This is a genomic window from Gemmatimonadales bacterium (assembly GCA_035502185.1).
Taxonomy (GTDB): domain Bacteria; phylum Gemmatimonadota; class Gemmatimonadetes; order Gemmatimonadales; family JACORV01; genus Fen-1245.
In genome coordinates this window covers 93,166-105,971 of the sequence record DATJUT010000103.1, presented here as the reverse complement: position 1 = coordinate 105,971, position 12,806 = coordinate 93,166, and the positions used below count along the sequence as shown (strand labels likewise).

General features: G+C 73.7%; 9 protein-coding genes. 2 read left to right on the top strand and 7 right to left on the bottom strand.

The window, feature by feature from the left end; all coding sequences use genetic code 11:
• Positions 1-351 (bottom strand): response regulator (locus VMF70_14115; protein HTT69154.1); only part of this gene is annotated, 351 nt, incomplete at its 3' end.
• On the bottom strand, positions 332-1,936 hold the full coding sequence (locus VMF70_14110; protein ID HTT69153.1) for an ATP-binding protein: 1,605 nt from the start codon (positions 1,934-1,936) through the stop codon (positions 332-334). The genes VMF70_14115 and VMF70_14110, both read right to left, overlap by 20 nt.
• 71 nt (positions 1,937-2,007) lie before the next feature.
• On the opposite strand from VMF70_14110, the gene VMF70_14105 reads away from it, so the two are divergent.
• Positions 2,008-4,236, top strand: coding sequence for a glycoside hydrolase family 36 protein (locus VMF70_14105; protein ID HTT69152.1), 2,229 nt, complete (start codon positions 2,008-2,010; stop codon positions 4,234-4,236).
• A 13-nt stretch (positions 4,237-4,249) separates the two neighbouring features.
• Here the strand turns inward: VMF70_14105 and VMF70_14100 are convergent, their stop codons facing one another.
• Both VMF70_14100 and VMF70_14095 read right to left on the bottom strand, forming a co-directional pair.
• Positions 4,250-4,861, bottom strand: a complete 612-nt coding sequence (locus tag VMF70_14100; protein HTT69151.1) for a hypothetical protein — start codon at positions 4,859-4,861, stop codon at positions 4,250-4,252.
• A 67-nt stretch (positions 4,862-4,928) separates the two neighbouring features.
• Entirely contained in the window at positions 4,929-5,486 is a 558-nt protein-coding gene (locus VMF70_14095) for a hypothetical protein (GenBank protein HTT69150.1), read from the bottom strand.
• A gap of 96 nt (positions 5,487-5,582) precedes the next feature.
• Between VMF70_14095 and VMF70_14090 the strand changes: the two genes are divergently transcribed.
• Complete coding sequence (locus VMF70_14090) at positions 5,583-6,878, top strand: aminotransferase class V-fold PLP-dependent enzyme (GenBank protein HTT69149.1); 1,296 nt, start codon at positions 5,583-5,585, stop codon at positions 6,876-6,878.
• 174 nt (positions 6,879-7,052) lie between these two features.
• Here the strand turns inward: VMF70_14090 and VMF70_14085 are convergent, their stop codons facing one another.
• The 3 genes from VMF70_14085 to VMF70_14075 all read right to left on the bottom strand — a co-directional run bounded on the left by VMF70_14085 (position 7,053) and on the right by VMF70_14075 (position 12,754).
• Positions 7,053-10,004 (bottom strand): GH116 family glycosyl hydrolase, encoded by a 2,952-nt coding sequence (locus VMF70_14085; protein HTT69148.1) that lies wholly within the window; start codon positions 10,002-10,004, stop codon positions 7,053-7,055.
• A complete protein-coding gene (locus tag VMF70_14080) occupies positions 10,001-12,235 on the bottom strand; it encodes a hypothetical protein (protein ID HTT69147.1) in 2,235 nt (744 codons plus the stop codon). The genes VMF70_14085 and VMF70_14080 overlap by 4 nt, the downstream gene beginning before the upstream one ends.
• 63 nt (positions 12,236-12,298) lie before the next feature.
• A complete protein-coding gene (locus VMF70_14075) occupies positions 12,299-12,754 on the bottom strand; it encodes a redoxin domain-containing protein (GenBank protein HTT69146.1) in 456 nt (151 codons plus the stop codon).
• Between the last annotated feature and the right edge of the window lie 52 nt (positions 12,755-12,806).

The following is a 12,806-nucleotide window of genomic DNA, read 5'->3' as shown; positions in this document are numbered from 1 at the left end:
ACGGCTGATCGCCTCCACTCGCGCGATCAGCTCCTCCATCGCGAACGGCTTGGTGACGTAGTCGTCGGCGCCCGCCCGCAGCGCGTCCACCTTCCCCTCGACCGTGTCCTGCGCGGTGAGCACGAGGATGGGCGTGCCGATGCCGCCGTCGCGCAGGTTGTGGAGCACCTCGAGCCCGCTCAGGCCGGGGAGCCGGAGGTCCAGCACGATCAGGTCCCAGTGCCCCGCGCGGGCCGACTCGAGGCCGGCGCGGCCGTCGGTCACCAGCTCCGCCGTGTAGTGGTGCTCCGTCAGGCCGCGGGTCACGTACTGCCCCACGGTCCGGTCGTCTTCAATGACGAGGATCTTCACCGACGGGCAGGATGACGCGGAACGTGGAGCCGCGGCCCATCTCGGAGTCCACCTCGATCCGGCCCCGGTGGTCCGCGACGATGCCGTAGCAGATGGAGAGCCCGAGGCCCGTGCCGCGTCCCTGGGGCTTGGTCGTGTAGAACGGCTCGAAGATCTTCTGGATGTCGTGGCCGGCAATGCCCGTCCCCGTGTCGGAGAACGCGACGACGACTTCGTCGGCCCGGTCGGGGTTTACGCTGGTCTGGATGGTGAGGGTGCCCCGCGCGTCCATCGCGTCCATGGCGTTGAGCATCAACGCCATGAACACCTGGATCAGCTGCTCGCTGTTGGCCTGGACCGGCTTGAGGCCCGGCGCCAGGTCGCGCTGCAGGTTGACCCGCTTGAACCGCTCGTGATGCTTGAGGAGGAACAGCGTGTCATCCACCACCTTGTTGACGTCGGTGGGGCCCCGGGCGCCCGTGCGCGGGCGGCTCACGTCGAGCAGCCCTTCGACGATGCGCTTGCACCGTTGCACCTCCGTGTCCATGATCTTCACGTACTCGGCGATGCCGGCCTGCACCTCGGGAGCGGCGTCCTCGGCCACGGCGCTGACCGCCTCGCAGCAGGCGCCGATGGTGGCCAGGGGGTTGTTGATCTCGTGCATCACGCCGGCGGCGAGCTGGCCGATGGCGGCCAGCTTCTCCGACTGCGCGATCTGCCGCTGCACGCTCTTCCACTCCGTGATGTCCTCACCGGTGGTGATGACGTGCGTGACTTCGTCGTCGTTGAGCCGCAGCGGGATCTTGGTGATGCGGTAGTGACGCGCCTCGCCCGAAGCCTGGGACTCCTGCTCGATGACCTGCATCTTGCCGGAGGCGAGCACCTCGTCGAACTCGCGCCGCAGCAGGTCGCGCGGCTGGCGGAAGAGCACCTCGAAGATGGGCCGGCCGATCGCCTCTTCCCGGGGCACGCCCTGGGTGCCGGTCTCGCGCTTGCGGTTCCACGCCTGGATCCGGTAGTCGCGGTCGATCACGTAGAGCCCGACCGGCAGCGCGTCGATCACCTTGGCGGTGAAGCGGCGCTGGTCGTCGATCTCCCGGGCGCGGCGCGCGATCTCGAAGGCGAGATCCTGCGACAGCTCCTTGGACGCCAGCAGCGGCGAGAGCACGCTCGCCACCACCGTGAGGACGTCGCGCTCCATCGCCTCGCGGCCGTCCCGCGGCACCCGCACCTGGAGCAGGCCGAGGCGCTCCTCCTGGTGCACCAGCGGCACGCTGAGGTCGAGGGCGTCCCACGTGTCGGCGGGGGTGAGCGGGCCGGTGCGGATGGCGTCGGCGATCCGCGCCGCCTCCTCGGCCGACGGCTCGTCGCCGGTGGTGGCGATGGCGCGGAAGGACACGCCGTCCTCCTCGCGCACCCACAGGCGGCACAGCAGCGCGTCGAAGCCCCGGCGCAGCGTGACGACCACCGACGCCATGGCCGCCTCGGAGAAGACGCCGGCCGACAGGGCGGCGCTCACTTCGGCGAGGATGCGCAGGCCGGGGTGCGAGGGGACCGAGGACGACTGCCCAGACTGCGGCGCGTGCGGGGACGGAGGATGCGCCATGAGTGCCGAACCTAGAGGCCCGTAGCGGAGACTTCAAGCATGCGCTGCCGACGACCACCCCGGATTCACGCGTGAAGCGCCGCGATCTGCTGCGCGCCCTGGCCGCGCTCGCGCTGTGGCGGCCCGCGTTGCGGCGGGCGCGCCGCCGGCGCGACCCGTGGCAGTTTCAGCTCGACGGTGCGCAGCGCTGGAGCCTGGTGCCGCGCGAGGGGCCCGCCGTCGTCGCGGGCGCCGAGATCGCCGTGCGGCTCGGCGCGGGCGGCTGGACGCCGCTCGGCGCGCTGGAGCGGGTGCGCCGCTTCGCGCTCGCGCCCCCGGGGGGCGGCGGCCGCGGCTGGCAGGTGGTGGGCGTGGTGGACGGCGTGGAGATCACCGCGGAGTTCCTCGACGGGTCGCCGCCCGCGATCACCGTGCGGGCCCGCGGACTCGCGGCGGAGCAGGAGCTGGCCGAGATCCGCTTCTTCGATACGGCGACGGCGCGCGTGCCGGCCCTCGACGACCGCGCCGGCTCCCGCCTGTGGATCAACGGCGCCGGGTCGTCGGACGAGTGCCTGGTGGTGCCCTGCGACGGCACGGTGGAGGCCACCAGCCATTGGCAGCTCGCGGTCCTGCCTCCCGGCGCGACGGGCGCCGCGGCGCGCGGGCTGGCGCTCTCCTTCGGTGCCGACGACGCGGGCGTCGGGCGCTTCGCGGTCGGCGAGACGGTCGTGGCCACCTCGTGGCTCGGGCGCCGCCTCGTGGGCATGGCCCTGCCGCCGGCGTCCGCGACCCTCGTCATCGTGCCGGGCGCCGATCCGCTCGACGCGCTCGGCGGCCTGGCCGCCGCCCTGCCCGCCCGCAAGACGCCGGCCGGCTGGGCCTCCGGGCACGCGCTGGGCGCCGCCGTCTCCGAGGCCGGACTGCTGGACGCCGTCGAGGCCGCGCGGCGCCACGCGGACCCGGAATCCCTCCGCGTCATCCTGCTCGACGACGGATTCCAGCGGTCGGTGGGCGACTGGGAAACCAACGACCGGTTCCCGCACGGTCATCGCTGGCTCACCGACCGCATTCACGAGGCCGGGTTCCAGGCGGGACTGTGGCTCGCGCCGTTCGTCGTGGCGGAGCGCTCCGGGATTCAAGTCGCCCACCCGGAGTGGCTGCTCCGGACGCCGCGGGGCGACCTCCGGGTCGTCGCCGAGCGGGAGGACTGGGGCGGGCGCCTCTACGCGCTCGACGGCGGCGCGCCGGTGGTGCAGGACTACCTGCGCGAGCTGGCTCGTCACGTCGTGAACGCCTGGGGTTACGACCTGCTCAAGCTCGGCGCGCTCGACCTCGCGCTCACGGACGCCCCGCCCGCGCGCGCCGGCGCGGCGGAAGGCTACCGGGCGGGCCTGCGCGCCCTGCGGGAAGGCGCGGGCGCGGCGTTCGTGCTGGCGTGCGACGCGCCGCTCCAGCCGTCGGCCGGCCTGGTGGACGCGATGCGCGTCGTCCCCGACCTCACGCCCGGCTTCGGGAGCCTCGTGCCGGCCGCGCGCGCTTCGCTCCTGCGCGCGCACTTCAACGGCGCCGCCTGGACCAACGACGCCGACGCCGTCCTGGTGGGCGACGCGCTCACCGACGTGGAGGCGCGCACCTGGGCGTCGCTCGTCGCGCTGACCGGCGGCACCGCGTTCGCGTCCGACGCGCTCGACCGGCTGCCGGACGGCCGGCTCGACATCCTCCGCCGCATCATGCCCGTGGCGCCGGTCCGCGGGCGCGCGCTGGACATCGCCGATCCCGCGTGGGCCGGGTTTCTGGCGGACGCCGCTCCCGCGTGGCTGCTCGCCCCCGTATCGGACGACTGGTGGATGCTGGCGGCCATGAACTGGGACGACGCGCCCAGGCGCCTGGCGCTTTCGCTCGCCGAGCACGGCATCCGCGGACCCCTCGCGGCCTTCGACGTGTGGGAAGGCGCGAGGCTCGAGGACGTCGACGGTCGGCTGAGCCTGGATCTGCCCGCGCACGGATGCGCCGTGCTGTCCTTGCGCCGCCCGCGCCGCGTGCCCTCCGTGCTCGGGGCCAACCGCCACGTGGTGCAGGGCATCATGGACCTCGAGGACGAGACCTGGGACGGGGAGCAGCGGACGCTGTCTGGCCACGCGGTGCTGCTCGACGATCGGCCCTACGAGCTGACCATCGCGCTCCCGCCCGGCTTCCATCCCGCGGGGGCCACCTGCGACCCGAGCGCCGAGGTCACCGTGGATGCCGTAGACCGGCGCGCCGCGCGGCTCCGGATCGCGAAGCCGCCGGCGGCGGAGCTGGACTGGACGGTGATGTTCTAGCGGGCGGCGGCGGTCAGTGCCGCATCACCGGCATGCGCATCCGGAAGGCGATCTCGCCGTGCGAGGTCGTGCGGCGGCCGACGAGCACCGCGGGGCCGAAGAACAGGCCGACCGACTGGCCCAGCGCGTCGGCGCTGCCGAAGGCGAGGCCGAGCATGGCCGAGGCGCGCGCCCCCCACGGCCCCTGCGGCAGCGGCGAATGAATGTCGGCCGTCCCCGCGACGTCGAACGACGCCTCCAGCTTGACGGACGCCGGATTCCGCTCCGAGCCCACCGACGCGATGTCCACGATCGGCTGGCGGAGCGTCGCGCCAAGCGTGACGAAGAACCCCTGCGACTGGCCCAGCAACACCGCCTGGTCCTGCACGAAGCTGCCGAGCGCGAGCGTGGCGCCCACCGCGGCGGCCGAGTGGCCGAGGCGCCACAGCAGCGCCGCCTCGACGCCCGAGGGCTGCCACGAGCCGCCGGTGTAGGACAAGATCCCCAGGCTGTAGGCGCGGCTGGCGGCCGGCAGCGTGGTATCCTGCTCGAACAGGCCGGGGTGCCGGTGCGGCCCCTCGCCCGGTTCCCCCTGGGCGACGAGCGCGGACGGCGCGAACAGCAGCAGGAACACCCATCGCTTCATGCGTCGACCCTCGCGTCCTTGCATACCCCGACACGGGCGCCCCGGTGCCACCGGCGCGGGCCGCCGGTCACGGGGCGCGGCCCAGGGGCACGCCCGGCACTTCCATCGTGAAGGTGAGCCCGGCCACGCGCCATTCGCCCCGGTACTTCATCAGGTGGAACGCGTCCATGCCGTAGTGGATCGCGGTCGAGTCGCGGGTGACCCCGCAGCGCGCGCGGTAGGTCACCCAGGCGTCGGCCAGCGGGCCGTAGGTCACGACGTTGGCGCGCGCCATCTCGTCGGAGAAGCTCGCCGGGCAGTCCCGGACGCCGCGCTTCTTCCGCGTGGCGAGGTCCACGAATTCCTCGATCGGCACGGTGACGACCGTGTCGCCGCTGTCCGCGGCCGGACGCATGATCGTCGTGATGGTGGCCCGCGGCCAGAAGCTCAGTGCCAGCACCGGCCAATCGCGGGAGGTGAGCCGCGCGTAATAGGTCCGCAGCGCGGCGAACACTTCGGCCGAGGCGACGGAGTCGGGGACGGCGGCCGAGCCGCCCGGGCGGCCGGAGGGCGCGCGCTCGACGCGGCACGACGCGCCGGCGAGCGCGCAAAGCAGGGTGAGGGAAGCGACACCCGCACGGCGCATCACCCAATGTCACCGGGCGGCCGGGCGCGGGCAAGCAGCCTGGCGGCCGCTCGCGGCGCGCCGCATATTCGCGCCGATCCCCTTCCCGAGAGTCCCATGCTCGACCGCCGCTCCTTTCTCGGCTCCTTCGCCTCGGTCGCGGTGCTGGCGCGGGCCGGCCGCCGCACCCGCGCCGTCCCGGCGCCCGACGCCAAGCCGGCCTGGCCGCCGCCGGTCTTCCAGGACGACGAGACCTACTGGCGTACCCTCCGCCGGGAGTTCCTGATCCCCGCCGACGAGGCGTTCTTCAACACGGGGACGCTCGGCAGCATGCCGAAGGTGGTGGTGCAGGCGGTGGCGGACGACCTGAACCTGGTCGCGGGCACCGTGGCGCACTGGAACTACAAGGCCGGCACGCCCGACTACATCAGCGGCTACAACCCCGAGACCGACCTCAGGACCGCGCTCGCGACCCTGATCGGCGCGTCGCCCGACGAGGTCGCGATCACGCAGAATGCGACCCTGGGCATGAACTACGTCGCCAACGGGCTGCCGCTCGAGCCGGGGCACGAGATCATCCTCACCAACCTCGAGCATCCCGGCGGCCGCATGGGCTGGGAGCTGAAGTCGAAGCGCTACGGGATCTACGTCAAGCAGGTGACGGTGCCGGTGCCGCCCGAGAACCCGCAGCAGCTCATCGACCTGTACGTGAGCGCGACCACCCCCCAGACCCGGGTGTGGAGCATCCCGCACCTCACCAGCGGCCAGGCGATCCGCTTCCCGGTCGAGCAGATGTGCGCCATCGCCCGGCAGCGCGGGATCTTCACCGTCATCGACGGGGCGCAGTGCTCCGGCCACTTCCAGCTCGACGTCAAGAAGCTCGGGTGCGACGCGTACTACTCGTCGCCGCACAAGTGGCTGCTGGCGCCGGCGGGCAGCGGGTTCCTCTACGTCACCGCGGACAAGCTGCCCGGCGTGTGGGCGACGCTGGCGTCGGCGACCTGGGACGACTACAAGGCGGGAGCCTACCGCCTGATGCAGATCGGCACCGGGAACCGCTCCCTGCTCAAGGGCTACGCGGCGGCGATCGAGTTCCACAACCGGATCGGGCCGGCGCGGGTCGAAGCGCGGATCATGGCGCTCGCCAACCGGCTGCGCGCGGGGCTGCAGCAGATACCGCAGGTCACCATCCACTCGCCCGTCCATCCCGAGCTGGTGAGCGGAACCACGGTGTGGAGCCTGGCCGGCTACGCGGCGGGCGACCTGATGGACGGACTGTGGGAGCGGGCGAAGATCCGCTGCCGCTCGATGGGCGATCCGCTGGGCGTGCGCCAGTGCTGCCACGTGTACACGCTCATGGACGATGTGGACCGGACGATCGCCACCGTGAGGCAGATGGTCAGGAGGTCGTGATCAGGGCAGTTGCCAGACGGCAAGGGGGCAGTGGTCACCAGATGGAAGTGGTGAGGGGCCAGACCAGATGTCGGTACTGACGACTGGACTGGCCCCTCACCATTCGAGTCTGCCGACCATTCGCCACTCGCCGTCGAGGAGCTGTCCTGCCCACCGACATCCGCCCTCCGCTCACTACAGACTGAACCGGACTTCGTGCTGGTCCGCGGCCGGGAGGCTGACCGAGCACCGGAGGCCCGCGCCCCACCCCGTCACCTCCGGCGCGACCCCCCGGCCATCGACCTCCACTGCCCTGGGCAGTCCCTCCAGGTACGGGGCCAGGGTGATCGCGAGCCCCGGGCCCAGCGTCCGGCGCGTCTCGACGACGAGCGCCGCGCCGCCACGTCGGAACCGCAGGTCGTAGACGCTGTCGCCGCAGCGCACGCCCCGTACCTCGAGCCGGGCCCAGCTCGCGGGAAGCTGCGGGGCGAGGGTGATGCGGCCTGCCGCCGCGTCGGGATCCGCGCCCAGCAGGCCCTCCACGACCGGGAGCACCACCATGGCGGCGGACGCCGCCCGGTCGGGGCAGCCGTCGGCGGCCATCGGCTCCTGGGCGCTCAGCGCCTCGTCGAAGGCGCCCCGCTGGCGGCCGTACGCCAGCTCGGCGTTGGCCCGCAGGTGCCGGAAGGCGGCCGCGCCCAGGCCGGCGCGATACTCCGCGAGCGCCGCCCACCCGGTGAACAGGGGCCGCACGCAGTTCCCGCGTCCGCCGGCCGATGAACCGCCCGTCGGGTGCGAGCGCACGCCCCAGCGCGCGCTGAAGCCGTCGCTCCCCAGGGCCTCGAGGAAGGGCTTCGCGTGCACGGGGTTCACCGATCCCAGGAGCACGGGGACGGCGTGCGCGGCGGTCTGGGTCCACACCCGGCCGCCGCCCGGCCGCAGCGCGCCCGCGTAGCCGCCGCGCTCCGCATCGTAGAAGCGGTCCTCGATCGCGGCCGTGGCTCTGGCTGCGCGGGCCCAGCAGTCCGCCGCGAGCCTGGTGTGGCCGACGGCTTCCGCGGCGCGGGCGAGGCCGCGCAAGGCCGCCTGCCACAGCGCCGACAGGTACAGCGACACCTCCGTGGCGCCGCCCGCGTCCGCTCCCGTGCCTCCCGGGTCGCCGGGGCAGGCGTGCTCGATCAGCCCGTCGCCGTCCGCGTCCAGCGCCAGGCCGAACGCCAGCGCGCGCTCGACGTGTGGCCACACCGACGCGACGAAGTCGCGATCACCGCTCCACGCCAAGTAGCGCGCCACGAGCAGCAGGTACAGCGGCGTCGCGTCCGCGGCGTCGAACAGGAACTGGCCCGACGTGGTCGCCTGGTGCAGCACCTGGCCCGTGACGTCCTGACGGTCGCCCAGGAAGCGGATCACCTGGCGGGCCAGCGAGAACTCGCCGACCGCCAGCAGCGCGAACGCGGCCCAGCACGCGTCCGGGGTGACGAACCACGCCTCGCCGGGCCGGCCGTCGTTGCGGCCGGGACGCGACGCGGCGTAGCCGGCCAGAAGCGAGCGCCCGACGCCGGGCGCGTCGCCGAGGAAGCCGTCGAGCCGGCGCTTCGCCCACCCGAAGGCGCGGTCGAAGGCGGCATCGCCCGAGCGCACGCGGAGGCGGGCCTCGGCGACGACCGACGAGCGCTGGATGCGCTGGCGCACCAGGCCGGCCACGCCGAGCCGCCGCACGCCGCGGAGCGTGCGCTGCAGCTCCGCCTGGCTCGCTCCGCCCGCGACCGCCACCACCAGGGGCGAGCCCAGCGGAGTGCGCAGGCGGCAGCGCACGGCCGGCGCGCCGCCCGCGACCGGCGCCATCTCGACCGTCGCGGCCCGGCTCACGAACAGCGCCACGACCCCGTCGTCGCTCTCCGACGCCACCACCGCGACGCGGCCGTCGCTGCGGCTCCGGTACACGAGGTTGCCGCCGCAGCCGGCCGCGAACGGCCACACCCGCCGCAAGTCCGTCACCAGCTCGATCTCGAAGTCCGCGGGTCCGCGACCGACCGATTCGCGCCGCTTGCGTCCGGGCCGGTACTCGACGATCGCCACCGGCTGCTCGAGCGCGACGAACGAGGTCTCGAGCAGCCGGCGCACCGGGGTCTGGAGCGTGCGGACGACGAGGTCGGGCGTCACGTCCGCGTGAACGCCCTGCAAGGCCTCCCCGTCCGCCCTGACGGTCCACGACGCCACGGCGCGATGCGGATGCGCCCACAGCTCGCGCACGCCGGCGACTTCGTCGCCGACCAGCACGAGGCGGCGGCCGGCCAGGTCGTACGGCACCTCGGCCTGCGCCGGAGCGGCGATGAGCAGCGGGTCCTCGGCGGCCACGAGCGGCGCACCCTCGAGGTCCAGCGGCTCTGGAAGGGCCAGCGCCTCGGAGGCGGATGCCACGGTGCCGGGCGACGGCCACCAGGTGCGCGGCTCCGCGCCCGAGGCCGCGGCCCGCAGGGCGTTGCCCAGCAGCCGCTCGAGCCGGGGCCGGAGCCGCCCGTCGGGCGCGGCGAAGTGCGTGAACGCCCCCAGGCAGAGCACCCGGCCGCGCCCGACGGCGTACTCCCACGCCACGACGCGCTCGGGATTCTGGACGCGAAAGCCGCGCTCGACCGCCACGACCCGGCCGTCGGCCGGCCAGGCGCCGCCGGAGTAGCACGCCCAGGCGTAGGACTCGCCTTCCGACGGCGCCCAGCAGTCGGCGCCGGCGTGCAGGCCCTCGACCAGCGGGTGGGGTCCGTAGGTGGCGATGCCGCGCAGGTGCAGCTGCGCCGGCATCGCGCGCAGCTCCTCCGACCACCACTCGTCGCGGTGGTGGCTCCAGGTCAGCTCGCGGCAGTCGTTCGGCGGCACCGCCTCGATGCCGAGCGGGGCCACCAGCGCCGCCGCCTGCAGCGTGAGCAGGAGCCCGCCCCCCTGCGTGACGAAGCCGCGCAGCGCATCGGCCGGCAGTCGGTCCGGCGCCGCGGCGCCGTGGATCCACACGACGTCGGATTCACTGATCGCGGCTTCGAGGCGGCCCGGCTCGTAGCGGCGTGCCTGCACGTCGGCGAGGGTCGTGAGCCACGCCTGCGCCGCATCCCCCTCGGGCCCAGTCTCGGCGGCGAGCCCGACCCTGAGGCTCACAGAATCACTTCGATCGCCGTTCCCACGCGGCCGCGTCCCGCTTCGCGCCCGTCCACCAGCACCGCCAGCCGCTCGCCGTCACGCCGCACGTCCACGCTGCGGCCCTGCATCGGCAGCCCGCGCGCCTCCAGGCCGTCGAGCACGCACGGCATCGGATCGACCACGAACCGGCCGTCGCCCGCCGGGCGGAGACCCACCACGTACTGCACGATGAGGTCGTTCACCCACGAGTGCTGGTAGTCGTCGATGCCCCGGTAGACGCTGGGGCGTCCGGTGACCGGGTGATAGTGCTCGAAGCTGTTCGGCAGCGAGGCGTCGCCGTTCCAGAACAGCATCCGGACGAACTTGGTGACGAACTCGGCGAGGTGTGCCCGCAGGGCCGGAACGTGACCGAGCGCGACGGCGGCTATGGCCTCCGCCACGTGGCTGTTGGCCATCGGCCACACCCGGCCGTTCCACGGACAGTTGTGGCGCTTGCCCTTCCACGCCGCGTCGGCGTCGAACAGCGGGTCCTGGAGGCTGGACGACGGCACCGGGAACGGCGTCCAGAACGAGCGTGCGTCGAACAGGTTCTGGGCGAACCCCGGCAGGTGCTCCGCGCCGACGAGGTCCGTGGCGTACGGGTAGAAGCACACGGCCGCCTTGACCCGGGTGCGGCGCCCGGTGGCCGGGTTCACGTCGCTGAACATGCCCGAGCCCGGATCCCACATCCGCTTGCGCACCGCCTGCGCCGTGGCCTCCGCCTGCACCCGCCACCTGTCGCCCTCGATGCCGCCGCGCGGCGCCAGCAGCGCCAGCGCCCGGAACAGCGCGTAGGCGTAGACCGTGACGTCCACGCCCTTGAGCCGGATGCGGTTCTCCCACCCGTAGAGGTCCGCATCGGGGTCCACGGCCAGGTAGCGGGACATGTACTCCTGACCGGTCTCGTACTGGTCCACGACGTCGTAGAGGTGCAGGCCCTGCGCGTCCCGCGTGGCGACCAGCCACTCGGCGTAGCGTTCGAGCGCCGGCAGCACTTCGCGCAGGAACGCGTCGCTGGGGTGGACGGCGTCGAGCGCCAGCAGGGCGCCGCCCCAGTCCGCGTGGTAGAAGTCCGCCCCCTCCAGGTGGTTCGCGTACACCCGCCCGGGAAACGCGCCGTCCATCCCCTGCGCAGCGACGAAGGTCCGGAGCACGCCGCGCGCCAGCTCGGGGTCGTGGCCCCAGCGCAGCTCCCGGATGTGGCACGGGGCGCTGAACGCCACCGGCTGGTGGAAGTAGCCGATGCCCTCGCACACCGTCGGCGCGGCGTAGTTGCCCCACCCGCTGCTCACGCCGTTGAGCCGCAGGCCGAACCAGCGGTACGCCCAGTAGCGCTCGAAGTACGGGTCGGAGCACCGGAACGAGGGCACGCCGACGAGGAAATCCTCCCACGACGCGCGGCTCGCCGCGGAGAACGACGACGCCTTGCGCGGCGTCGCGGGATCCACGCGCGGCTCCGGCGGGGCGCGCCGGGGCAGATCGGGCTCCACCTGCAGGGCCACGGCCAGGCGGGCCACCCCGCCGGCGGGGATCTCCAGCGCCCGGTGCAGGCCGAGGTAGACGAGGCCGGCGTCCGAGATGCCCCCGAGATCGCTGCGGCAGGCCAGACCGCCGCGGCGGGGATCCCACCGGTCCCAGAACGGGGTGAGCGAGAACCGAGGCAGGTTCGCGGTGGGCTCGGCGCGGACCGCGCCCCAGGTGTCCGTGCCACGGGCAAGCGCCAGCTTCAGCACCAGGTCGAGCGGGTGGCCCTTGCGGTCGATCACCCGGCGCGGCCACGACAGCTCCACCGACGACCACCCGACGGCCTCGGCGGGCACCTCGTCGCCCGGGGCGGTGGTCCACGCCACCGCGTGGATCAGCGCCCGCTCGGTGCCCGTGTTGCGCAGCGCCCACTCGCTGCCGACCACGAAGCCGGGCAGCACCATCCGGGTCTCGACCGCCTCGATCGTTCCGGCCGGCTGGTAGGGCACCTCGAGGGCGGCGGGCGACCAGCGGCGCGCTCCAGGCACCAGGCGCAGCTCCGCGCCCGCCTCGTCGAGGAAGGTGACGGTGAACAGCGGCTGGAGGGGGTACTCGAACAGGTGGGCCTCGTCCCAGAAGCCCGGCACGTCGAGCCAGATGGGGAACGGCGGCGCGAACACCAGGCCCTCGCCCGCCGCGAGCTGCCACTTGTCGGACCGCGCGAGCAGCTCGAGCGGGTCGCTCACGCCGGCCCTCCCCGGGCGTCGCCGATCCGGCGCGCGGCCCGGCGCGCTCGGCCCCCGGCGCCGCTACAGGGCGGCGATCTGCGCCAACAGCTCGTCGTCGTCACGTCGGTGGCCGAGCTCGGCCTCCACATGCGACCAGCGCAGGATCCCCTGCCTGTCGACCAGGAAATACGCGCGCCGCGAGAAGAACTTGTCCTCGAGCAGCGTGCCGTAGACCCGGCACACCTCGCGCTTGAAGTCGGACAGCAGCTCCACCGTCATCTTCTCCTTGGCCTTGAACTCCCGCAGCGTCGGGATGGAGTCCACGCTGATCGGGAGCACGGTGGCGCCGGCGTCCGCGAACCGCGCGAAGTCCTCGCTGAACGCGCTCATCTCGGCGGTGCATGTCGAGGTGAAGGCGAGGGGGAAGAATGCCAGGACCACGGTGGACTTCCCGCGGTACTGGGCGAGCGACACGTCCGTCCCCGACGTGGACGGCAGGGTGAACTCCGGGGCGGGCTCTCCCACGACCGGCGCCATGGCTGTCTCCGGGTCGGAAACGCTCTGAGCTTACAGCGGCGGCGCGCCCGGA